Origin of the sequence: Qipengyuania sp. S6317L1, from assembly GCF_023015615.1 — a bacterium.
In the GTDB taxonomy this organism is placed as follows: Bacteria; Pseudomonadota; Alphaproteobacteria; order Sphingomonadales; family Sphingomonadaceae; genus Erythrobacter.
Map to the genome: position 1 here is coordinate 364,175 of NZ_JALKAJ010000005.1, position 21,349 is coordinate 385,523.

Here is a 21,349-nt window from a genome sequence, read left to right on the forward strand (position 1 = left end):
AGGCATGAGTGAGAGTGAAAAACCGTCGCAGCCGATCACCGACTACGACATTCACAAGATCCTGAAGGCCTTGCCGCACCGCTATCCGCTTTTGCTGGTGGATCGGGTGCGCGAAATTCACCTGAACGAGCGCATCCACGCGGTAAAAGCCGTCAGCATGAATGAGGAGTTCTTTCAGGGGCATTTCCCCGGGGCTCCCATCATGCCGGGCGTGCTTCAGATCGAGGCGCTTGCCCAAGCGGCTGCCATCCTCGGGATTGAGACGCTTGAACTGGCAGGAACGGGCAAGCTGGTCTTGTTCATGGGCATTGATAGCGCGAAATTCCGTGCGCCTGTGACACCGGGATGCCTGCTTGACCTCAAGGTCGAGTTTTTGCAGGCGCGCCGTACGATCTACAAGTTCAAGGGCGAGGCGAGCGTCGAGGGCAAAGTCACCTGCCAGACCGAGTTCACCGCGATGATCGCCGATCCGCCCGAAGGGTAATCTGACAACTCAGCTTGCAATTTTCTCGCGCGGCGTTAAGAGCGCCACTTTCCAGTTTTATAGCACCCCCGGTCGGTACCGGGGAAAGCTCTCGAAGGACAAAGACGATGAAAGCCGAAGGGCACCCACAATATCACACGATCACGGTCAAGATGACCGATGGCACCGAGTTTCAAACCCGCTCCACCTGGGGCAAAGAGGGCGACACGCTCGCGCTTGAGATTGACCCTACCAGCCACCCGGCATGGACCGGCGGCAACCGCCAGATCCAGGAAGGCGGCCGTGTGGCAGCGTTCAACAAGCGTTTCGGCGGTCTTACGCTCAAGAAGTAAGCGCTCATCGCTCAATAGTTTCGAAAAGGCGGCTCCTTTGGGGCCGCCTTTTTCTTTTTGTGTATTCCAGCTAGATGTGCCCCATGAACGCTTGGATATTTCTGGGGCTTGCCATTGCTTTTGAAGTGAGCGGCACATTCATGCTCAAACTCTCGGACGGGTTCGAAAAATGGCAGTGGGGCGTTGGCTCACTGCTCGCATATTCGGTCAGCTTCTGGATGCTTGCGCCAGCGGTGAAAGTTATCCCCGTAGGCGTTGCTTATGCGATCTGGTCAGGTTGCGGAATTGTCGCGATCAGCATGATTGGAGTGTTTGCCTTTGAAGAGCGCCTGAACGCGCTGCAATTCGGCTTCATCGCGATGATCTTGATCGGCGCGGTGGGCCTCAATCTGACTGTGCAGCACAGTTAGCCTGCGCGTTTCGTCACCACGGCCACGGCCTTTCGCGATACCATTTGGTGATCACATATTTCATGCCCCTGCGCACCTTCATACCGTGGTGGAGGGTGTTGGGATTGAGCTCGCCATCGGGGCGCTTGTTGTTCCAGCACACGAGCTTACCGACCTCTGGCTGAAAGGTTTTGCCGATGGTCTTGAACCGGGTCGCGCCGCCCGCTTCGACCTCGTTGAGGTAAACCATGAACGTCCAGGTGCGCTGACCCGATTCGCTGCAGAACTTCTCGAAATCCGGCGTGCCGGGCGTGAAATAATCGGTGTGCGCCTTAAACTCCTGTCCCACGTCATAGCGTTGACCCTGAACCGGCTCGCCAAGAGCGGGGTCAATACCATTGAGGCCATGGAGCATGGCGTCGAGTTTCTGCACCACCGGCTCTGCTCGCGGGAGATCGCACGTCTCGCTGGTGCGGAAAGTCGCATCGCCATCGGAATTGGCAAGCGTGCTTGGGCGCCGATCCTTGTCGACCAGTGCGATAAGCTGCTGGCAATGGTCAGGTGTCAGGAACTGTTTGAGTTGAAACAGCTCGATCTTGGGGTGGGGCACCCGCTGGACATGGTCGCCCGCAGCGAGCTTCAGGGCAACAGAATCAGCGAGCAAATCCATGGGAAGCGAGTGTAATTCGATGATGCGCTCAGGCAAGGGCGCATAGCCTGGCGAAATTTTATTGCGCGAGTGTCAAACACGCGCAGTTTTCGCTTCCCATTGCGCGCGCATTATGCAACACGCTCGCTCCGCTCTCACACGGTCTTGACCACGTGGGTCGCTTTTGCGCAAAGGCACCGCTCGCAAGCGTCTTTTGCCATTGGCCCATGGTCGATCTTGAGAGGCGGGAAATGATGTGTGGCGATCGTAGCTCAGTTGGTTAGAGCGCCGGTTTGTGGTACCGGAGGTCGGGGGTTCGAGACCCCTCGATCGCCCCATTTTCTCCCCCCAGAGGTCATGACACCGGGCTCAGCGTGGACGCTGTATCAATTGCCTGCGGGGGCCTTTTTATGACTGCGTTCTGGACCGAAGCCGATTTTGACGATCACGAGTTCGTGCATGTTGTGCGCGACCGGGAATCGGGTTTGACGGCGATTATCTCGGTGCACTCGACCCATCTGGGGCCGGGGGCAGGGGGCACACGCTTCTGGCATTATCCTGATCCCAAGGACGGTCTTCGCGATGCGCTGCGCCTGTCGCGCGGCATGAGTTACAAGAACGCCATGGCCGGCCTGCCGGCGGGCGGGGGCAAGGCAGTCATTCTCGCCGATAGCGACCGGCGCAAGACACCCGGAATGCTCGCCGCCTTCGCAAAGGCGATTGATAGGCTGGGCGGCAATTACATCACCGCGCAGGATGTCGGGATTTCCGAGGACGATATCGTCGCGGTCAGCCGTGGCACATCTCACGTCGCGGGGCTTCCCGGGCGTGGCGGTGACCCGGGTCCATACACCGCTCGCGGCGTCTATCTTGGCGTGAAAGCGGCGGCGCGCCGCGCGCTTGGCAGTGATGATATGCGCGGTGTGCGTGTCGCCATTCAGGGTGTGGGAAGTGTCGGTGGCGGTCTTGCGCGCTATCTTGCCGAAGAGGGTGCAGACCTTGTTCTTGCCGACATCAACCGGGATTACGTCCAGAACCTTGCCGAAGAACTTGGCGCGCAGGTTGTCGGTGTCGAAGAGGTGCTTACGACCGAGTGCGATATCCTGAGCCCCAATGCTCTTGGTGCGATCCTCAACGAGCAGACCATCGAAGGGCTCAAGACCAAAGCTGTTGCAGGCGGCGCGAATAACCAGCTCGCCAAGGGCCACGAAGGCGCAGCTCTTCAGGAGCGCGGCATTCTTTATGCGCCCGATTATGTCATCAACGCAGGCGGCATCATCAATGTGCTGCGCGAGATCGACGGGTCGGATGATGACGCAATCCATGCCAAGATCGACAAGATCCCCGGACGGCTCGAAGACATCTGGCAGGAAGCCGACGAAAGCGGCGCATCGCCCGATGTGGTCGCCGATCGCATGGCGCGCAGGCTCATCGGGCGCTAAAAACCGGCGTTATCAACGACTGTTGCAGGTTTTGCGCTCTTGCAGGGACTGGCAACGGCACTAATACAGTGTGATAGAGTTAGAACACTGTGCACATTTACGCGAACCCTAAAAGATTTCTTGCGCTTGCAAGCTGGATGACACCGCTCTTTTTCTGGAGCGGGGCATTGTTGTCGCTCGGCGCTATCCTCTGGGGCGTTTTCATGGTTTCGCCCGACCGTTTGATGGGCGAGACGGTGCGCATTATCTTCCTCCATGTACCCGCCGCATGGCTTGGCATGGGCGGGTGGACCGGCATCGCGATTTCGAGCGCGGCATTGCTGATCTGGAAACACCCGTTGGCGGGCCTTTCGGCGCGCGCCATCGCACTGCCGGGTATGGTCTTCACAGCCATCTGCCTTGCCACCGGTTCGATATGGGGCAGGCCAACCTGGGGCACCTGGTGGGAATGGGACGGGCGGCTGACCAGCATGCTCGTGCTCCTGTTTCTTTACGGCGGCTATATCGCACTTGCCCAGGCGACACAGCGTGAGGGCGGCTCGCCCAAAATTCCGGCCATTCTCGGTATTGTCGGGGCGATTATCGTGCCGATTATCAATCGATCGGTTGTATGGTGGAATTCGCTTCACCAACCGCCAAGCCTGACGGCGGGCAAGAGCGCGATTGATGCTGAATACCTTTGGCCCCTGCTTGCCTCGACGCTCGGCTTTTCGCTTCTGTTCGGGGCCATCGTCCTCATGCGGATGCGCGCGCTTATCGCAGAGCAGCAGGTCGAGGCACGCCTGCGCCGCCGCGCACTCGATGAAGAAGAACCTGCTGCCCCAACCCCACTGGCGGAGACGGCGTAATGCGTGAGGCACTCGACCACTGGCCCTTCGTCATGGGCGCCTATGCGGTGGGCGGGGTGGCCATGGGCTGGCTTATCTCGTGGAGCTACACCACAATGCGCAAGGCTGAAAAGCGGCGCGAAGAAATGAGGCGCAAATAATGGCGCAAATGAAAGCGAAACATCAACGCATGACCCTTGTCGTGCTGGCGCTGATTGCGGTTGTGGCCGCCGGTTTGATCGCGGCGTGGGCTCTGCGCAGCCAAGCCAACTATTTCTATCTGCCCGAACAAATGGCTGAGGAGCCGCCTGCGGTCGGACAGGCGGTGCGTCTGGGCGGCATGGTAGCAGCCGAGAGCATCAAGACGGCCGATGACGGCATCACGGTGAGCTTCCTTGTGACGGGCAACACCGATGACATGATCCCTGTGACCTACAGCGGCATCCTGCCAGACCTCTTCGTCGAAGGGTCCGGCGTGGTCGCAGAGGGCCATTTGCAAGCTGACGGCACCTTCCTTGCGACCAACCTTCTTGCCAAGCATGATGAAAATTACGTGCCCAGAGAGCTTGAAGGTTTGGAGGGGCACGAGGCGTCCGAAGAATATGCCGAAACCGTGGCGGGAATGAGTTAAAGCGCGATGATCGCAGAACTCGGACATGCTGCCCTGTGGCTCGCAACTGCGCTTGCAGTGTTGCAGATGGTTGCAGGCGGCCTTGGCCTTCGCGCCGGGAATGAAGCGATTGTCGCTCTGGCGCGCCCCGCGGCGGTGGTGCAGGCGTTTCTGGCGACGCTTTCCTTCCTGCTGCTGCTATACGCCTTTGCGATCACCGATCTGTCGATCAAGCTGGTCGCGACCAATTCCCACTCGATGAAGCCTTTCATCTATAAGCTGACGGGCACCTGGGGAAATCACGAGGGCTCGATGCTCTTGTGGGTGGCGGTTCTGGCGATTTCGGGCGGGCTTCTCGCAGGGCTTGAACGGCGTCTTCCTGAAAAGACGATGTCCGCCACGCTGAGCGTGCAAGGATTTGTTGCGCTCGGCTTCTACAGCTTCCTCCTGCTTTCATCCAACCCGTTCGAGCGTCTCCCGGTGCCAGCGGGCGAAGGGTCGGGCCTTAATCCGCTGTTGCAGGATATCGGCCTCGCGATCCATCCGCCTACGCTCTACATCGGCTATGTCGGGCTTTCGGTTGCATTCAGCCTGTGTATGGGCGCGCTGATCACCCGTCAGGTTACGCCCGACTTTGCGAAGGTCATGCGGCCATGGGTACTTGGCGCGTGGGTATTCCTGACTTTCGGGATCACCGCCGGTTCCTACTGGGCGTATTACGAACTTGGCTGGGGCGGCTGGTGGTTCTGGGATCCGGTTGAAAATGCCTCGCTCATGCCGTGGCTTGCGGCGACCGCGTTGCTCCATTCGGTGAGCGTTCTGGCGGCGCGCGATGCGCTTCGCACCTGGACGATCATGCTGGGCGTCCTTGCCTTTTCCATGTCGATGCTGGGCACTTTCCTCGTGCGCTCGGGCGTTATCACCAGTGTCCACGCCTTTGCGGTCGATCCCGAGCGGGGCAGTTTCATCCTCGCGCTGCTCGGCCTCTACATCGGCGGCGCGCTCGTCATCTTCGCCATGCGGGCAGGGTATATTTCCGAGGGCAAGCGCTTTTCCGCGACAAGCCGTGAGGGCGCGCTGGTATTCAACAATGTGATGCTCTCGGCGATCCTTGCGATCGTGCTGCTCGGCACGCTCTACCCGGTCTTTACCGAAGCGTTCGATGTCCGCGTCTCGGTTGGACCTCCATATTTCAATCCGGCAGGCGCAATCTTTGCAATCCCGATGTTCATGGTGATGGCCGTGGGGCCGCTTCTGCGCTGGAAAGACGACAAACCTGCGCGCATCCAATTCGAGACTGCGATGCTCGCGGCTATTGTCATCGCGGTGATTGCTCTTGTCGCTTTCTTCGGAAGCTATGATATCCTCCCGCTGCTCGGCCTTGCGTTCGCAGCAGCACTTGGCGTTGCCTCGCTTCTGCCGCTTCGAGGCCGTAAATTGAGCCGCGTTCCCACCGCTACCTGGGGCATGGTCATGGCCCATTTCGGGGTCGCGGTCGCGTTGTTCGGCATGGCGAGCGAAAGTGCTTTTACCTCCGAACGGCTCGCGGCGGTTTCGCCCGGCGGTCAGGAACAAGTGGCCGATTGGACAATTGAACTACAAAGCGTCGATCCGATCGCAGGGCCCAATTGGACCGCGGTCGAAGCGCGCATCATCGCAACGCGCGGCGACGGGGAAGGCGTTCTCCTCACCCCGCAAGCGCGCAATTTCTGGGCACCCTCACAGGCCACCAGCGAGAGCGCCTTGCTTACGACGTGGGATGGCCAGCTTTACGCCGTGATCGGTGATCAGGCCGGCGTCGATGCCAATGGCAACCAACGCTGGCAGCTTCGCGTGTGGTGGAAACCGTTCGTCACCTTCATCTGGTACGGCGGCCTCCTGATCGCATTTGGCGGCGTGCTTTCCATCGTTGGCCGCTTGCAGGTCGATCTCAAGCGCCGCTCGGTGACGAGGCGCGGGAACGAGCGCCGCGAAGATGCCGCAGCCCTTGCGGGCGAAACAGCGCCGGAGCCTGCCGAATAATGCGTCCCGTCTATCTCATCCCCCTTGCGCTCTTCCTCTTTTTTGCAGGCGTCGCTGGCTATCAGTTGACCCAGCCAAAGCAGGTCAACATCCCGTCGCAGATGATCGAGCGCGAGCTTCCCGAGTTTTCGCTTGAGCCCGCGCTTGAAGGCATGCCGGGGGCCTCGCGAGCAGACTTTATTGGCGGCAAGCCCAAGCTACTCAACATCTGGGCCAGCTGGTGCGTGCCTTGCATCGCCGAGGCGCCCCATCTGGAGCGTCTGAAGCAGGAGGGCGTCGAGATTATCGGTGTCGCGGTGCGCGACCGGCCAGAGGCGGTGGAGGGTTTCCTTGCCCGTTACGGCAACCCCTACAGCCGCATCGGTGCAGACGACATTTCGGAACTGATGCTCGAAATTGGCGCATCGGGCGTGCCCGAAACCTATGTGATCGATGCTGAAGGTAACATCCGATATCAGCATATCGGCGATATTCGCGAAAACCACGTCGAGATGCTTCTTGAAAAATTGGAGGAGGCGGCGTGATGCGCGTTATCATCGCCTTCCTTGCCCTGATCGCCGCGCCGCTTGCGTCTCCGACCTTGGCACAAAGCTCAATGCCGCCTGCGCCTTACGCTTACACGCAGCTCGACGACCCTGTTCTCGAGGCAGAAGCAACCGCGCTGATGGAGACGCTGCGCTGTCTCAAGTGCCAGTCGCAGAGCATCGCCGACAGCGATGCCCCCATGGCAGGCGATATGCGTCACCAGGTGCGCTCGCGCCTTCTAGCAGGCGAAAGCCCCGATCAGGTGCGCGATTGGCTGACCCAGCGATACGGCGACTACGTAAGCTATGAGCCGACTGTGAGCGCAACGACCTGGCCATTGTTCGCGATCCCGGTGCTTTTGCTCCTGATTGTCGGCGCGGTGCTGTTGCGGCGTCTTGGCAGGCGTTCGTCCGATAGTGAAATGGGGGCGTAATGGGTCAGTGGCTTGCCATCCTCGCGCTCACGCTCGCCAGTTTTGCGATTGCCGCATTCTACCTGCGCATGCCTCGACAGGGCTTTGCAGTGTTCGGAGCGGCGCTCATCTTCGGGCTTATCGGCTACACATGGGCAGGGTCGCCCGGTCAGGCGGGCAGCCCCAAACAACCGCAAACGCAGGTTGAACAGGAATCGGGCGAAGCGATGGTCGAAGCGCGGCGGGCCTTGTTTGACCCGACGCTGGCGAAACCGAACTATCTCACTTTGTCGGATGGCTTTGCGCGGCGCGGTAAATTTGACGATGCAGCCGGGCTCTTGCGCAACGGTCTTCGTGAAAACCCGGACCACCTCGAAGGATGGCTCGCTCTGGGAATGGCGCTTACCGGTCACGCCGAAGGGTTTGTCACGCCCGCTGCCAACTATGCCTACGGAAAGGCGCGGGAAATTGATCCGACCAATCCGGGGCCTGATTTCTTCCTCGGCACCTCGCTGGTCCAGACCGGTCAGATTGTCGCGGGCCGTGCTGTATGGGCGCGCCTGCTTGAAAACTCGCCCGACGACGCGCCATGGAAGGCCGAGATCGAGGCCCGTGTCGCACGCCTGGATGAGATGATCGCCAATGCACCAATGCTTCAATAAGACCCTGTTCCCAGAGCGCGGTTGCAGGTGACCCCTCCCGGTGGTAGAGCGCGCCCCCTTGACCGACAAGGGGCTCCCGTGAGTCTCCCAATTCGGGCCAAGACACGGGATAATCGCACACGATGAGCGAAAACTCAGCAGCACATGACACCACCTCGCTAGACACCCATTCTAGCGGGCACGCGCACAGCGGCTCGAAAGCGGCGCTGGCGGTGGGTGCGATTGGCATCGTCTTTGGCGATATCGGGACAAGCCCCCTTTACGCCTTTCGTGAGACGTTTGCCGGCACGGCGACGGTCGCAATTGACCGGATGCACGTTCTTGGCGTGGTCAGTCTCATCTTCTGGTCGATGCTGCTCGTCGTGGCGATCCAGTATGTAACGATCCTCATGCGCGCCGATAACAAGGGGCAGGGCGGTAGCCTCGCGCTTGTGGCCTTGTTGTCGCGGCATATGGGCAAATCGTCCTATGGCTGGCTGGTGATCCTGCTGGGCGTTTTTGCGACGTCGCTGTTCTACGGCGATTCCATGATTACGCCCGCGATCTCCGTACTTTCGGCGGTCGAGGGGCTCACCGTGGTCGATCAGGGCCTTCAGCAATATGTGATCCCGATCGCCCTTGGTCTTCTGGTCTTCCTTTTCATGCTTCAGGCGCGCGGAACAGCCAAGGTCGGCGCCCTTTTCGCGCCAGTGATGATCATCTGGTTCATTGTCCTTGCTGGGCTTGGTGGGTGGCAAATCATCCAGAACCCGGACATTTTGTGGGCGCTTAATCCCTATTACGCGGTCATGTTCTTTGTGAGCGATGGCTTTGTTGCTTTCCTCGCCCTTGGCGCGGTGGTTCTCGCTGTGACAGGCTCGGAAGCGCTTTATTCGGACATGGGGCACTTCGGGCGCGGGCCGATGAGGCTGTCGTGGTTCGGCTTTGTGATGCCGTGCCTTCTTCTCAACTATTTTGGCCAGGGTGCGATGATTGCCGGGCTTCCCGCCGAGGAAGCCGCTGTCGTCGTTCAAAATCCGTTCTTCCTGCTGGCAAGCGAAGAATGGCGTTTGCCTCTCGTCTTCCTCGCGACGGTCGCGACTTTCATTGCGAGCCAGGCGGTGATTTCGGGTGCTTTCTCGATCACCCATCAGGCGGTGCAGATGGGCTTCATGCCACGCCTTTCCATCCTTCACACATCCGAGACAGAAGGCGGCCAGATTTATATCCCCTTCGTCAACTGGGCGTTGATGGCGGCGGTGATCGTTCTGGTGCTGACGTTCCAGAACTCGTCCAACCTCGCCAGCGCCTATGGCATCGCCGTGACCGGGGCGGTGACGATTGATACGCTTCTGATGGGCCTCCTGTTAGTGAGCGTGTGGAAATGGAAGTGGTGGTATGCCGCGCCCGTCGTCCTGCTGTTCCTGATCGTCGACGGGGCCTATTTCGCAGCCAACCTTACCAAGGTTCCCGATGGCGGCTGGTTCCCGCTTGCGGTCGGGTTTGTGGCCTTCACGCTGCTCACGACATGGGCGAGGGGCCGCAAGTTGATGCGTGCCCGGATGAGCGAGGGGACATTGCCGATCGAAATCTTTGCGAAATCGGCCAAGAATTCTGCGCTGCGTGTGCCCGGGACCGCGATCTTCATGGCCAGCAGTCAGGCAGGCGTGCCTTCCGCACTGCTCCATAACATCAAGCACAACAAAGTCCTGCACGAGCGGGTCGTGATCCTCACGGTCGATATTCAGGATGAACCCTATGTCGATCCGGACAAACGCTGCGAATATATCGATATGGGCGATGGCTTTTATCGTGCGGTGCTGCGCTATGGCTTCATGGAAGAGACCGATGTGCCCGAAGGGCTGAAGGGTATGGGGATCTACTGCGGTGGCCAGTTCGACATGATGCACACCAGCTTCTTCCTCTCACGCCAGACGCTGCTCGCCTCGGACAAGCCGGGCATGCCGATCTGGCGCGAGAAGATTTTCGCCTGGATGCTGAGGAATTCGGCAAGTGCGATGGACTTCTTCAAGCTGCCCACCAACCGCGTGGTGGAGCTTGGCAGTCAGGTCGAGATTTAGCGGCCCCGGCCCCGCATAGGCGAGCCCGGCAATGACGCTTGAGCGCGGGCCGGATACGACTCTATTCGCTCGGGATCACTGTGATGCGCGTTTGTCGTCCGTCGAGATAGCGCACAGTTTGCCCATCGAAAAACGCGTCTTCCTCGGTGCGAAAGTCCACTCTTTGCCCGCCCCATTCGGGAACCTCGGCATAGCTGGTGAGCTCGATCGCCCACGCAGTGTTGGCGCGAAGTGTATCTTCCCCGCGCGGGTCCGCCTCCTGATTGTCCCAGAACCCGATGGATGTGCCAGCGGCGTGACCGTGAAAGCCGATGGGGTGAGAGTAGATTGAAGGGTCGAGCCCTTCCGCAATCGCCTCAGCGCGGGCACGGGCAAGGATTTCATTTCCTGAAAGGCCCACTTTCATGTGGCTCGTCAGGATATCCTGAACACGGTTGGAATTGGTGAGGCCTTGCTGGAGGCCAGCTGGCAACTCGCTTTCGCCCGGTTTCAGGACATATCCCAAATGCTGCGTATCGGTGTTGAGGCGAAGGTATGTAAGGCCAAGGTCGGTCCATAACAGATCACCCGGCATAATCACCGTATCGCCGGAAAGAATACCTTCCGCACCCTCGCGCTGAACGCCGAAGCTGGGGTGAAACCACGGCTCGATCCCGAGGTCTCGGATGCGCTGACGATACCACCATTGCACTTCCCGGGTTGTCGTTTCGCCCGGTGTGATGACTTTGCGCGACATGGCCTCTGCAATCAGCTGATGGGCGAGCGCGACAAGAGCGCGGTATTGGGTGATCTCGTCAGGTGTACGGGTTTCCAGCCAGCGCACCGCAAGGCGCTCACCCGAAACGATCCGCTCGCGATATTCGGGGGCGAGGGCCGTCATCATCGCGTCGTATTGGCTCTTCGTCATGCCATCGGCAAAACGGGTCGCATCGGAGACATTGATCGCAATGTTGGCAGGACCCCGCTCGGCGATAATATCCGCGAGCGCCGCCCATTGGCTGGGTTCTTCGTCCGGGTTCCACGCAGGGTCGAAAAGCCCGGCAAGGCCATAGCGGCTGACGGTAAGGCGCTCGATAGGCTGCCCCTCGCAATCCGATTTGCAGGGGTCAAAGAACACCAGAATGGTCCGCCGCCGCGCGTTGAAACTCCTCGCATCGAGCATGGTGGTAATGACGGGTTCTTCAAAATATTCGCGCGCCATGATGACCCACATGGCGACACCCTCTTCGCGCATAAGCTGCGGGATGAGCGTGTCGAGCCTTTGCGCAAGCGCATCATCAATCGCCGCCGCGCGCTCCTCAAGCGGCATGATCGGGGCAGGCTCTGCGCGTGGTTCACCGTTGGTGAAGGTGATCGGTGCGTGGTCGTCGGCAAAGGCCGGGGCGCTAAACAGGGCGGCAAGACCGAAGAAAAGTGAGGCGAATTTCATGTGCGGAGCTATTCCTCGATTGAGACGGCGATCGATGTGGCGGGGTTCGGATCCTCGTTGGGATCGGTGAAATGCCCCTTGGGAAAGGCGACAAACACGGGCTCATCTGGTGTGTCCAGACACAGCACGTGATTGTTGTCGGGGTCTTCGTGATCGGCAAGCTCGATGGGCGAGACTTCGCGTGTTGCACCGTCTTCTCCGAGCACGGTAACGGTGTAGAGCTGCCGTGCCTCTTGTGTCGGCGCATCGCCGCCCTTGAGAGTGACACCGCCCGCCCATGTGACGCGCAATTGCTGCGCGGTTGCCGGATCGATGCACAGGCTGCCAGCGGTGCCAAGCGCGCCGAGCCCCATATCCTTTTCATCCTCGGAAACACGCTGGGCAGCGACAAGGAAGGGGCCGTCTTTCAACGGTGTGACTTTGACGCTTGCGCCTTTGAAATTGGTCTTTCCATCAAGCGACAGGAGATTGCCCGCTATTTCGACGTTGGCGGGAGGGTCCTCGCCGTCATTGCCGAATTCTCCGATGAGAAGAATGGTGCGCAATTCGCCCGCATCGGTTGCAGGAAGAAGGCTCACGCAATCGACACTGCTTTGCGCACCAGACGCTTTGACCACGCGAAAGTCACCAGCCTGAACGCTCGTATGATCGACCTCTTTCGAAGTGATAACCGGCATCCCGTCTTTGCCAGCGCCGCCAAGGCATATGCGATGCGCCACCATGGGGAGCGCGTCGTCGAGACCAAAGAAGGCGGAGAGCAAGGTCCCCTCGGCGAGGCCTTGCGTATCGGCGGTGGTGTCCACGCTCTCGGTGCTGGTCGCAGGTTGGCTGCACGCGCCGAGCCCCAGGAGAAGGGCCGGGACCGCGAGGCGGAGCAAGAGAGGGTCAGCCTTTGGATTCATCCTCGTCATCATCGCCTTCGTTCTGGCCTACATCAAGCCCATGTTTCAAAAGCATGGGAAGCTGTGTGAAGGTGAAGAGGAATGTGAGTGGCAAAAACACCCACAGTTTCGCCCAAAGCCACCCTTCAAAATCGAGATAGGCGCGCAAGGCTTCGTTGAGGCCGGCGAGTAAGAGGAAGAACACCCCCCAATTGCGCGAAAGTTTGAGCCAGCCTTCTTCGGATAGCCCTTCAAAAGCCGCTTCTAGCAGGACCTTGAGAAGCGCGCGGCCGGTGAAGAACCCGGCGAGCAAAGTCACCCCGAAGAAGGCATAGATGATGGTGGGCTTCAACTGGACGAATACGGGATCGCCAAAAAAGATGGTCAGTGCGCCAAACCCGACGATCAACGCAGTGGAGAGCCACAGCATCGGGCTTATTTTGCCAAGCTTGAACTTGGAGAAAAGCAGCGCAGCGACGGCGGCGACCATAAAGGCGCCCGTACCATAGATTATGGCGAGCAATTCGCCTGCTGCATTGGGCTCTGCGGGCGCGTTGAACCGGTAGACGCCGAGGAAGACGAGGAGCGGGCCGTAATCGACCGCGACGTTGAGCCAGCCCGAGCCCTTTGGGTCGGGCGCTTTGACGGTTTCTGTCTCTGGCATCAGGACACTCCTGCGATGACGCGTGCGACGAGGTCGGGGTCAAATGGGCGCAGGTCTTCCATCTTTTCGCCAACGCCGATTGCGTGGATGGGAAGGCCGTATTGTTCAGCAGCCGCCACAAGAACCCCGCCGCGCGCCGTCCCGTCGAGCTTTGTCATGATAAGGCCGGTGACCCCTGCGACTTCCTTGAATACGTCGATCTGTGAAAGCGCGTTCTGGCCATTCGTGGCATCGAGGACGAGCACGACGTCATGCGGGGCCTCTTCGTTCAATTTGCCCAGAACCCGGCGAATTTTGGCGAGCTCTTCCATAAGCTCTTTCTTGTTCTGCAATCGTCCGGCGGTGTCGACCACCAGCGCGTCGATCCCGGTGTCCGTCGCCTGCTTTACTGCATCGAACACGATCGAGGCCGGGTCGCCGCCCTCCGGCCCGCGCACAATGTCGACGCCCGCACGCTCTGCCCAGGTCGCAAGCTGACCGATGGCGGCCGCGCGGAAGGTGTCGCCAGCTGCCAGAAGCACGCCGTAATCGTCTTCTGTAAAGAGGTGGGCGAGTTTGGCGATGGTGGTGGTTTTGCCCGACCCATTGACTCCGATCACAAGGATCACTTGCGGGCGCGGGAAGGCGGTGATCTCAAGCGGTTTTGCCACCGGGCGAAGGATCTCTGCGATCTCTTCGGCAACGCTTTCTTTCAGTTCCTTTTGAGTGATCTCAAGGCCAAAGCTTTTGTCGGACAATCTCTTGCGGATGCGCGCGGCTGCCGCCGGACCCAGGTCCGAGACAATCAGCGCGTCCTCGATATCGTCAAGCGTCGCATCATCGAGGCGTGTCGCAACGCCTGTCAGATTGCTCCCAATGCGCTCGGAAGTCTTGCGAAAGCCGCTGAAGAGCTTCTCGCTCCAACTTTGCGTCATACGAGCATGCCTCCTTCAAGGCGTTGCGGGGTGAGGTTGACGATCTCACCCGGTGTTGCATCGGCGGGGCATTCCACCCGCGCGTAATTGGGCGCATAGCCTGTACCGTCGCGTTCGACGAGGACCGGCAAGGTTTCGCCCACAAGTCCTTCGACCCAGCGTGCCCGCCTCGCCTTGACCGCCTCGCGTAAGTCAGCGGCTCTGGCTTTCACAATCCCCCTGTCAAGCTGCGGCATACGGGCAGCGGGTGTGCCGGGGCGGGGGGAATAGGGGAAAATGTGGCCGTGGACGATGTCGAGCTCTTCGATGATCGAGAGGTTGGCTTGATGATGCTCATCGCTCTCGGTCGGGAAGCCAGCGATAAGGTCTGCACCAACGGCAAGGTCAGGGCGGCGAGCCTTGAGGCGCTGCACCAGATCGACCGCGTCATCGCGCAAATGGCGGCGCTTCATGCGCTTGAGGATCAGGTCGTGTCCGTGCTGCATCGAGAGATGCAGGTGCGGCATCAGACGTTCTTCGCTGGCGAAAAGTTCGAACAGCTGGTCGTCGATCTCGATGCCATCGAGGGAGGACATGCGCAGGCGCTTTAGTTGATGAAACCCCTCCAGCACCGAGCCAACAAGTTCACCCAAAGGTGGTGTTCCCGCAAGATCATGTCCCCAGCTTGTAACATCCACACCCGTCAGGACAACTTCCTTAGCCCCTTGTTCAAGGTGGTGTTCTACCTCTTTGAGCACTTGGGCAATGGTCATCGAGCGGCTTTTGCCGCGCCCCTGGGGGATGACGCAGAAGGTGCAGGCATGATCGCAGCCGTTTTGCACGGCGATGAAAGCTCTGGTGCGCGTGGGCGCTGGAGGAGCCTCGGGAAGAGGCACATTCCACACCCTCGGATCAAGCTTGCGTTCGTTTGCAATCAGGCCGTCGACCTCGGGCATATCGGCCAATTGCTCCCGCTCGATATCGGCGGCGCATCCTGTCACCAAAAGCCGCGCATCGGGCCGCTCGCGCCGCGCCTTGCGGATCGCTTGCCGGGTCTGGCGTACGGCTTCGGATGTGACAGCGCAGGAGTTGATGACCACGACATCATCCGCTTCGCCCAACATCGCCTTCATCCGTTCGGATTCAGCGATATTGAGGCGGCAGCCCAGAGAAATCACATCGGCGCCGCTCATTCCCCATCACCTCTGGCGAAATCTTCCCACTCGAACTCGCCGCGAAAGCTTTCCGCGGCCGGACCTGTCATGCGGATGGTTTTGCCTGGCGACCATTCGATCACCAGATCGCCGCCGGGAAGGGTGACCGTCACACGGTTGCCCACAAGCCCGCGCCGGATCGCTGCCACGGCTGTTGCACAAGCGCCGGTGCCGCATGCCCGCGTCAGACCCGCGCCGCGCTCCCAAACGCGCAGTTTGAGGTGATCCTCACCCACGCCCGACGCGACGTTGACATTGACCCGCTCGGGGAAAAGGGGATCGCTTTCGATCTGGGGCCCGAGTTTTTGCAGATCAATCCTGTCGGCATCCTCCACGAAGAAAATCACATGCGGATTGCCGACATTGACCGCCACCGGGCTTTTCAGCGTGCCCCAGCCAACCGGCATGGTGAGCGTATCCATCGGATAGTCGAGCGGGATCTGATCCCATTCCAGCCGGGGTTCGCCCATATCGACGCTGGCCCCGCCTTCGGCAGGCTCAAGCGACAATGTGCCGCCAGCGGTCTCGATCTGTGCCGCCTCGCCATGCAATAAAGCGACCGCGCGCGTCGCATTGCCGCACGCTTCCACTTCGCTGCCATCGGCATTGAAGATCCGCATCTTGAACGCGTGGCGCTCGCTTGGTTCAAGCACGATCATCTGATCGCAACCGATACCGGTGTGCCGGTCGGCAATTGCGCTTGCGAAGTTTGCGCTGATTGCGGGCAGGGCCGTCTCTCGTGCGTCAAGCACGACGAAATCATTGCCAAGGCCATGCATCTTGATGAAGGGAACACGCATTACGGGTGCGCATTTATGCACCCGCGGCCCCAGCGTCCAGTGTTAGTGGGGCAAATCGCCCTAACCGGCCTGACGCGATGGGGGCGAGACAGCCTGTTGATCGCGGCTATCGGGTTGGGCATCGCCCTGCTTTGTCGCGCTTGTCGCGAGTTGCCCAAGCTTTGAAAGGCGCTCGCGCACTTGCATCGCGCTTTCTGGTTGACCGTAGAGGAAACCCTGACCTTTGAGCTTGCCCAGCTTTTTGAGCTGGTCGAGGATAATCTCGTCCTCGATACCCTCTGCCGTCATTGGCAGATCGAGGCCCCGGCCAAGCGACACGATTGCATCGACAATGGTGGATTTTGCCGACGGGGAGGAAAGTTCGCGCACAAAACTGCGGTCGATCTTGAGCCTGTCAAACGGCAGGGTGCGCAGTTGTTCCAGCGAGGAATAACCGGTGCCGAAATCATCAAGGCTTACCTGAACGCCTTGATTGCGCAGGCTTGTGATGATGCTGCGCACCATGTCGATATTGTCGTGCAAACAGCTTTCGGTGACCTCGACCTCAAGCCGGCGAGCGGGAAAATTATGTTTGACCAGCAGCTTCAGAAGCTTTTGCGCAAACCACGGATCGCGCAATTGCACAGGCGACACGTTGATCGACAAGGTCAGCGTATCGTCCCATTCGTGCGCATCAAGGAGCGCGCGCTCGATCAGTTGATCCGACAATTCCGATATGACCCCGATCTCTTCAGCGACGGGGATGAAAATTTCAGGGCTGACGAGGCCCATTTGCGGCGAGTGCCAGCGCGCCAGCATCTCAAACCCGACCAGTTCGCCGGTTTCAAGATCGACCTGTTGTTCGTAAAACGGTTCGAATTCGCCCGCGTGAAGCCCGGCACGGATGCCGACCTCCAGCTTGTTGCGGAACCGAAGTTCGCTTTCCATGCTGGGCTCAAACCAGAAATAGCGGTTTTTGCCCGCGTTTTTCGCCTGATACATGGCAATGTCGGCGCGGTGCATCAGGGCATCGGGGCAGCTCATCTTGGCATCGAACTGGCAAGTGTCCTGATCGCTTGTGACGCCGATGGAAATGGTCGCTTCGACGGTCACACAGTCGAGATCAAACGGCAAAGCCATCGCTTCGAACAGGCGTATGACAAGATCATCGACGCGCTCTGGCTGATGGGGGTCGAATTCGGTCACGAAAGCGAATTCATCCCCGCCGATGCGCGCGAGTGTACCGCCTGTGGGAAGCACCTGATTGATCCGCTTGGCAAGCTCGACCAGAGCGGCATCGCCTACCGGGTGGCCGTGCATGTCATTGATCTGCTTGAAATTATCGAGGTCGATCAGGCAATAAGCAACCGCGAGCCCGCGCGCATTGGCACGCGTGCGCACTTCGTCGGTCACCTTGGCCATGCTGCGCCGGTTCAGGCAGCCGGTAAGCGGATCGGTTTCTGAAAGTTTACGCGCCAGATTTTCGGCCTCGCGCCGGTCGCTGATCTCAAGCTTCAGTTCGCGGTAACGCCGCCAGCCGAAGATCACGAGAACAACGTTCAGCAGCAGAGCGTTGACGAGCAGGGTATCGGGCCCTGCTGCGCCTGTAATAATGGAGTTGATTGCCTTGGGAAGCACGGCGCCGCCGGTGGCAACGAACAGGATGATCGCTGCAATTGCGATACCAAGCGCGACCAGGTCCCGCTCTGCGCTGCCTTTGAGGCTTTGGCTCTGTTTGCTATCTGACACTACCGATAAGCCCTAATAACAAGGGTGCTTTTCGCCCCCGATCTTGCGACGATCTAACAGGCAGCCTTTAAAGATTGAGTTAACTCGCCGCTGGGTTTGCCGGATGCGCGCATCGGGGAAATCGTGAGGGATTTCAGTCTGGAAGGAGGCGGCTGGGTCAGCTAACCATGGTTTACGCGCCCATATGCGATGGTCAGACGGCCAACCGCCGATGCGTTAAAAGAGGAGAAACGCCCTATGTCCCAGGATCGTCCGCGATATTGGCTGATCAAGTCCGAACCCGATGAATACGGCTGGGATGACCTTGTGGCCGAAGGGGAGGGCCTGTGGGAAGGCGTGCGCAACCACAGTGCAAAGCTCAATCTTCAGGCGATGGAGGTGGGCGACCAGTGCTTTTTCTACCACTCGCGCGAGGGGTTGGAGATTGTCGGGATCGCCGAGGTGAGCGTTGCCGGCATTGGCGATCCGACCGACGATACGGGCAAATGGGCCGCGGTAAAGGTCAAGCCCTTGCGCAAGCTGGACAATCCCGTGACGCTCAAACAGATCAAGGCCGAACCGCGCCTTGTCGATTGCGAACTGGTGCGCATGTCGCGGCTTTCGGTTGCCAAGATCACGCCCGAGGAGTGGGATATCATCTGCGCGATGGCACAGGGCGGTTGAACGCAACGGCAGCCGCGTGATGGAACCATGGGGCGGTGTGCTCTGTAGGATTGGCAAGCAAACCAAACCAATGGAGACATCATGAACCGGTTCGAAAACAAGCGCATCCTCATCACTGGCGGCACCAGCGGCATGGGGCTCGAAGCAGCCAAGCAGATTGTCGAAGAGGGCGGCGAAGTGGCCGTCACCGGCACAACCCAGGAACACCTCGACGAGGCAGGCAAGGCGCTGCCTTCGGGCTCGCTCGTCCTTCGCAATGACGCATCCGATCCCGAAGCGGCCAAGGAGCTTGGCGCCAAGGTGAAAGAGCAGATGGGCACGATTGACGGCCTGTGGCTCAATGCAGGTTATGGCAAGTTTGGCCCAACCGAAGACGTCGACGCCGAGTTTTTCGACAATATGCACAATGTAAACGTGCGCGGACCAGTGCTGCAGATGGCGGAATTGATGCCTGCGCTGGGCGACGGCGGCGCGGTGCTGCTTACCTCCTCGGTCGCGCCCTATCTGGGGCAGGCGCAAGGCGCGGTCTATGCTGCGACCAAGGGCGCGGTAAGCGCGCTCACGCGCAGCTGGGCATCGGCGCTGGCTCCACGCGACATTCGCGTCAATTCGGTTGCGCCAGGCCCGATTGATACAAATTTCATGAACGGCATGGGCTTTTCGGAAGATGAAAAAGACCAGTTTCTGGAGCAGATCCAGGAGCAGGTTCCGCTTGGCCGGCTTGGTACATCAAAGGAAGCGGCGCAGGTCGCGCTGTTCCTTCTTTCCGACCATGCGTCCTATGTGTCGGGATCTGAATATATGGTCGATGGCGGCATGACGAAACGCTGATCGCTCAAGGGCGCGGTCTCACGCCTTTGCGCGAAGGCCGCTCACCGTTGCACCACTGGCCGCAAGTTGCTCGACGTCGATCTTCATATGGATGAGACGCAGCCCCTTGCGGTCTTTTGCTGTGGCAAGGGCAGATTTGAACTCGTCGGTCGTCGTCACACCAGCGGTCCACGCGCCGAAGCTTTCGCCGAGCATGGCAAAGTCGGGATTGGCAAGCCGGGTGCCGGAAACACGGGCAGGGTATTCGCGCTCCTGATGCATGCGGATCGTGCCATATGCGCCATTGTCGACCACACAGACCAGCAAGTTCACGCCATATTGCGCAGCGGTTGCAAGCTCTTGGCCGTTCATCATGAAATCACCATCGCCCGCAACGGCAACCACCGTGCGGTCGGGATAACGAAGCGCGGCGGCCACTGAGGCGGGCACGCCGTAACCCATCGCGCCGGCGGTCGGGGCAAGCTGGCTGGGATAGCCGGCATAGCGCCAATAGCGGTGCCACCATCCGGCAAAATTGCCAGCGCCGTTACAAATAATCGCATCATCGGGCAGCGCCTCCCTCATCGCCGTGACGCACGCCGCCATGTCGAGCGCAGGCGCATTTTCGCCGGGCGAATGCGTCGCCCATTCGCGCCATTCGCAGTTGGCCTCAGTCCCTGCGTCAAACGGAATGATCGAGGCATCTTCCCAAAGGCTTGCCGCTTCTGCGAATTCATCAACCGAACACGCCATCGCCAGATCGGCGCGGTACACCCGGCCAAGCTCATCGGGGTCGGGATGGATATGCACCAGCGTCTGGTCCGGGTGGTCGAGCGTGATCACCTCGTATCCATCGGTCGTCGCCTCGCCAAGGCGCGCGCCCACGGCAATCACGAGGTCAGCGTTCTTCACCCGCTCGATCAGCTTGGGATTGGGGCCATAGCCAAGGTTCCCGGCATAGACGCTCGAGCCCGGATCAATCGCGTCCTGCCTGCGAAATGCGGTCGCGACGGGCAGGCCTACACGTTCTGCAAATTGCTGGAATCCGAGCCGCGCCTTGGTGTTCCAGCCCGCGCCGCCGATGATCGCAATCGGACTGGCTGCATCGGCAAGAAGAGCGAACATCGCCTGCATTGCATCGGGGCACACCGCTTGCGCGGGGCGGGTGACGATGGGGCGGGGGGCAAGGTCGGCTGGAACGGGGTCGCACAGCATATCTTCGGGCAGCGCCAGCACCACAGGGCCCGGCCGCCCGCTCACCGCGACCGAATAGGCGCGCGCGATATATTCCGGCACGCGGGCCGGATCATCAATGCGCGCTGCCCATTTCGAGATCGGGCCGAAAAACGCCTCGAAATTGACCTCCTGAAAGCCCTCACGATCACGCGCTGACCGCGCGACATCGCCAACGAACAGGATCATCGGCTGCGAATCCTGATGCGCGACGTGCACGCCGATCGAGGCATTGGTCGCACCGGGCCCGCGCGTCACAAAGGCAACGCCGGGGCGAAGGCAATCGCCAGCCGCGCTCATCGCGCCATCCGCGCACGCCATGAACGCCGCGCCGCCTTCCTGACGGCACACCACGGTCTCGATTGCAGTTTTATCGTGCAGCGCATCGAGCACTGCGAGAAAGCTTTCGCCGGGGACTGTGAAAATGCGGTCCGTGCCCTGTTCCTCAAGGCATTCCACAAGCAGCTCGGCGGCAGTTTTCGTCTTATGCGTCATCGTGACCCTTTCGCGATACAGCCCGAGAGTTAGCTGGGACGCCATGAGAGTGCAAACCCCCTAACAAGAGCGGTTTCCCGCAGGCTGGAACGGTGGAGATTAACCACACAATCGCCTAACTGTCC

At 60.0% G+C, this 21,349-nt stretch carries 23 protein-coding genes and 1 tRNA gene; 15 read left to right on the forward strand and 9 right to left on the reverse strand.

The features are described 5' to 3' along the window. Positions 1-4: 4 nt before the first annotated feature. The 3 genes from fabZ (at position 5) to MWU38_RS13380 (ending at position 1,226) form a co-directional block, all read left to right on the forward strand. Positions 5-484 carry a 3-hydroxyacyl-ACP dehydratase FabZ gene (gene fabZ, locus MWU38_RS13370; RefSeq protein WP_223070597.1) on the forward strand — a complete coding sequence of 160 codons (480 nt, stop codon included), beginning with the start codon at positions 5-7 and terminating at the stop codon, positions 482-484. Between the two features lie 107 nt (positions 485-591). Then, positions 592-816, forward strand: a complete 225-nt coding sequence (gene rpmE, locus MWU38_RS13375) for a 50S ribosomal protein L31 (RefSeq protein ID WP_247272299.1) — start codon at positions 592-594, stop codon at positions 814-816. 83 nt (positions 817-899) lie between these two features. Continuing rightward, positions 900-1,226, forward strand: a complete 327-nt coding sequence (locus MWU38_RS13380) for a multidrug efflux SMR transporter (protein ID WP_247272300.1) — start codon at positions 900-902, stop codon at positions 1,224-1,226. A 13-nt stretch (positions 1,227-1,239) separates the two neighbouring features. On the opposite strand, the gene MWU38_RS13385 is transcribed toward MWU38_RS13380, so the two are convergent. Continuing rightward, the gene (locus MWU38_RS13385) at positions 1,240-1,875 is read right to left on the reverse strand and encodes a 2OG-Fe(II) oxygenase (protein WP_247272301.1); all 636 of its coding nucleotides are present in this window, start codon (positions 1,873-1,875) and stop codon (positions 1,240-1,242) included. Positions 1,876-2,115: 240 nt separating this feature from the next. On the opposite strand from MWU38_RS13385, the gene MWU38_RS13390 reads away from it, so the two are divergent. The 10 genes from MWU38_RS13390 to MWU38_RS13435 all read left to right on the forward strand — a co-directional run bounded on the left by MWU38_RS13390 (position 2,116) and on the right by MWU38_RS13435 (position 10,414). Then, a tRNA-His gene (locus MWU38_RS13390) sits at positions 2,116-2,192 on the forward strand. Positions 2,193-2,264: 72 nt separating this feature from the next. Further along, entirely contained in the window at positions 2,265-3,296 is a 1,032-nt protein-coding gene (locus MWU38_RS13395) for a Glu/Leu/Phe/Val dehydrogenase dimerization domain-containing protein (RefSeq protein WP_247272302.1), read from the forward strand. Between the two features lie 89 nt (positions 3,297-3,385). Then, entirely contained in the window at positions 3,386-4,144 is a 759-nt protein-coding gene (ccmC, locus tag MWU38_RS13400) for a heme ABC transporter permease CcmC (RefSeq protein ID WP_247272303.1), read from the forward strand. Further along, positions 4,144-4,284 carry a heme exporter protein CcmD gene (gene ccmD, locus MWU38_RS13405; RefSeq protein WP_247272304.1) on the forward strand — a complete coding sequence of 47 codons (141 nt, stop codon included), beginning with the start codon at positions 4,144-4,146 and terminating at the stop codon, positions 4,282-4,284. Before ccmC ends, ccmD begins: the two co-directional genes overlap by 1 nt. A gap of 8 nt (positions 4,285-4,292) precedes the next feature. Further along, positions 4,293-4,754, forward strand: coding sequence for a cytochrome c maturation protein CcmE (gene ccmE, locus MWU38_RS13410; protein ID WP_247272599.1), 462 nt, complete (start codon positions 4,293-4,295; stop codon positions 4,752-4,754). A gap of 6 nt (positions 4,755-4,760) precedes the next feature. Continuing rightward, a complete protein-coding gene (locus tag MWU38_RS13415; RefSeq protein ID WP_247272305.1) occupies positions 4,761-6,755 on the forward strand; it encodes a heme lyase CcmF/NrfE family subunit in 1,995 nt (664 codons plus the stop codon). After that, positions 6,755-7,279: a DsbE family thiol:disulfide interchange protein gene (locus MWU38_RS13420; RefSeq protein ID WP_247272306.1), complete on the forward strand. Its 525-nt coding sequence runs from the start codon at positions 6,755-6,757 to the stop codon at positions 7,277-7,279. Before MWU38_RS13415 ends, MWU38_RS13420 begins: the two co-directional genes overlap by 1 nt. Beyond that, a complete protein-coding gene (locus MWU38_RS13425) occupies positions 7,279-7,713 on the forward strand; it encodes a cytochrome c-type biogenesis protein (RefSeq protein WP_247272307.1) in 435 nt (144 codons plus the stop codon). The genes MWU38_RS13420 and MWU38_RS13425 overlap by 1 nt, the downstream gene beginning before the upstream one ends. Continuing rightward, complete coding sequence (locus MWU38_RS13430; RefSeq protein WP_247272308.1) at positions 7,713-8,354, forward strand: tetratricopeptide repeat protein; 642 nt, start codon at positions 7,713-7,715, stop codon at positions 8,352-8,354. Before MWU38_RS13425 ends, MWU38_RS13430 begins: the two co-directional genes overlap by 1 nt. Positions 8,355-8,476: 122 nt before the next feature. Then, the gene (locus MWU38_RS13435) at positions 8,477-10,414 is read left to right on the forward strand and encodes a potassium transporter Kup (RefSeq protein WP_247272309.1); all 1,938 of its coding nucleotides are present in this window, start codon (positions 8,477-8,479) and stop codon (positions 10,412-10,414) included. Between the two features lie 61 nt (positions 10,415-10,475). Here the strand turns inward: MWU38_RS13435 and MWU38_RS13440 are convergent, their stop codons facing one another. From MWU38_RS13440 to MWU38_RS13470, 7 genes are read right to left on the reverse strand one after another with little or no spacing between them, the layout of a single operon-like run. Then, complete coding sequence (locus tag MWU38_RS13440; protein ID WP_247272310.1) at positions 10,476-11,843, reverse strand: M24 family metallopeptidase; 1,368 nt, start codon at positions 11,841-11,843, stop codon at positions 10,476-10,478. 8 nt (positions 11,844-11,851) lie between these two features. Next, the gene (locus MWU38_RS13445) at positions 11,852-12,757 is read right to left on the reverse strand and encodes a hypothetical protein (RefSeq protein ID WP_247272311.1); all 906 of its coding nucleotides are present in this window, start codon (positions 12,755-12,757) and stop codon (positions 11,852-11,854) included. Next, entirely contained in the window at positions 12,729-13,388 is a 660-nt protein-coding gene (locus MWU38_RS13450; RefSeq protein ID WP_247272312.1) for an inner membrane-spanning protein YciB, read from the reverse strand. Before MWU38_RS13450 ends, MWU38_RS13445 begins: the two co-directional genes overlap by 29 nt. Further along, positions 13,388-14,302 (reverse strand): signal recognition particle-docking protein FtsY, encoded by a 915-nt coding sequence (ftsY, locus tag MWU38_RS13455; RefSeq protein WP_247272313.1) that lies wholly within the window; start codon positions 14,300-14,302, stop codon positions 13,388-13,390. The genes MWU38_RS13450 and ftsY overlap by 1 nt, the downstream gene beginning before the upstream one ends. Further along, positions 14,299-15,474: a MiaB/RimO family radical SAM methylthiotransferase gene (locus tag MWU38_RS13460; protein WP_247272314.1), complete on the reverse strand. Its 1,176-nt coding sequence runs from the start codon at positions 15,472-15,474 to the stop codon at positions 14,299-14,301. The genes ftsY and MWU38_RS13460 overlap by 4 nt, the downstream gene beginning before the upstream one ends. Further along, positions 15,471-16,295, reverse strand: coding sequence for a diaminopimelate epimerase (gene dapF, locus MWU38_RS13465; RefSeq protein ID WP_247272315.1), 825 nt, complete (start codon positions 16,293-16,295; stop codon positions 15,471-15,473). Before dapF ends, MWU38_RS13460 begins: the two co-directional genes overlap by 4 nt. 60 nt (positions 16,296-16,355) lie before the next feature. Beyond that, a complete protein-coding gene (locus MWU38_RS13470) occupies positions 16,356-18,023 on the reverse strand; it encodes an EAL domain-containing protein (protein WP_247272316.1) in 1,668 nt (555 codons plus the stop codon). 237 nt (positions 18,024-18,260) lie between these two features. On the opposite strand from MWU38_RS13470, the gene MWU38_RS13475 reads away from it, so the two are divergent. Both MWU38_RS13475 and MWU38_RS13480 read left to right on the forward strand, forming a co-directional pair. Next, positions 18,261-18,686 carry an EVE domain-containing protein gene (locus MWU38_RS13475; RefSeq protein ID WP_247272317.1) on the forward strand — a complete coding sequence of 142 codons (426 nt, stop codon included), beginning with the start codon at positions 18,261-18,263 and terminating at the stop codon, positions 18,684-18,686. Positions 18,687-18,767: 81 nt separating this feature from the next. Further along, positions 18,768-19,517, forward strand: a complete 750-nt coding sequence (locus MWU38_RS13480; protein ID WP_247272318.1) for an SDR family oxidoreductase — start codon at positions 18,768-18,770, stop codon at positions 19,515-19,517. Positions 19,518-19,535: 18 nt separating this feature from the next. Here the strand turns inward: MWU38_RS13480 and MWU38_RS13485 are convergent, their stop codons facing one another. Next, a complete protein-coding gene (locus MWU38_RS13485; protein ID WP_247272319.1) occupies positions 19,536-21,224 on the reverse strand; it encodes a thiamine pyrophosphate-binding protein in 1,689 nt (562 codons plus the stop codon). Positions 21,225-21,349 lie beyond the last annotated feature (125 nt).

Coding starts and splice junctions, on each gene's coding strand:
- MWU38_RS13380 (WP_247272300.1), top strand. CDS start 900: ATGAACGCTTGGATATTTCTGGGGCTTGCCATTGCTTTTGAAGTGAGC.
- MWU38_RS13435 (WP_247272309.1), top strand. CDS start 8,477: ATGAGCGAAAACTCAGCAGCACATGACACCACCTCGCTAGACACCCAT.
- MWU38_RS13430 (WP_247272308.1), top strand. CDS start 7,713: ATGGGTCAGTGGCTTGCCATCCTCGCGCTCACGCTCGCCAGTTTTGCG.
- MWU38_RS13385 (WP_247272301.1), bottom strand. CDS start 1,875: ATGGATTTGCTCGCTGATTCTGTTGCCCTGAAGCTCGCTGCGGGCGAC.
- rpmE (WP_247272299.1), top strand. CDS start 592: ATGAAAGCCGAAGGGCACCCACAATATCACACGATCACGGTCAAGATG.
- MWU38_RS13460 (WP_247272314.1), bottom strand. CDS start 15,474: ATGAGCGGCGCCGATGTGATTTCTCTGGGCTGCCGCCTCAATATCGCT.
- ftsY (WP_247272313.1), bottom strand. CDS start 14,302: ATGACGCAAAGTTGGAGCGAGAAGCTCTTCAGCGGCTTTCGCAAGACT.
- MWU38_RS13445 (WP_247272311.1), bottom strand. CDS start 12,757: ATGATGACGAGGATGAATCCAAAGGCTGACCCTCTCTTGCTCCGCCTC.
- MWU38_RS13480 (WP_247272318.1), top strand. CDS start 18,768: ATGAACCGGTTCGAAAACAAGCGCATCCTCATCACTGGCGGCACCAGC.
- MWU38_RS13485 (WP_247272319.1), bottom strand. CDS start 21,224: ATGACGCATAAGACGAAAACTGCCGCCGAGCTGCTTGTGGAATGCCTT.
- fabZ (WP_223070597.1), top strand. CDS start 5: ATGAGTGAGAGTGAAAAACCGTCGCAGCCGATCACCGACTACGACATT.
- ccmD (WP_247272304.1), top strand. CDS start 4,144: ATGCGTGAGGCACTCGACCACTGGCCCTTCGTCATGGGCGCCTATGCG.
- MWU38_RS13425 (WP_247272307.1), top strand. CDS start 7,279: ATGCGCGTTATCATCGCCTTCCTTGCCCTGATCGCCGCGCCGCTTGCG.
- MWU38_RS13420 (WP_247272306.1), top strand. CDS start 6,755: ATGCGTCCCGTCTATCTCATCCCCCTTGCGCTCTTCCTCTTTTTTGCA.
- MWU38_RS13395 (WP_247272302.1), top strand. CDS start 2,265: ATGACTGCGTTCTGGACCGAAGCCGATTTTGACGATCACGAGTTCGTG.
- MWU38_RS13450 (WP_247272312.1), bottom strand. CDS start 13,388: ATGCCAGAGACAGAAACCGTCAAAGCGCCCGACCCAAAGGGCTCGGGC.
- MWU38_RS13415 (WP_247272305.1), top strand. CDS start 4,761: ATGATCGCAGAACTCGGACATGCTGCCCTGTGGCTCGCAACTGCGCTT.
- MWU38_RS13440 (WP_247272310.1), bottom strand. CDS start 11,843: ATGAAATTCGCCTCACTTTTCTTCGGTCTTGCCGCCCTGTTTAGCGCC.
- MWU38_RS13475 (WP_247272317.1), top strand. CDS start 18,261: ATGTCCCAGGATCGTCCGCGATATTGGCTGATCAAGTCCGAACCCGAT.
- dapF (WP_247272315.1), bottom strand. CDS start 16,295: ATGCGTGTTCCCTTCATCAAGATGCATGGCCTTGGCAATGATTTCGTC.
- ccmE (WP_247272599.1), top strand. CDS start 4,293: ATGAAAGCGAAACATCAACGCATGACCCTTGTCGTGCTGGCGCTGATT.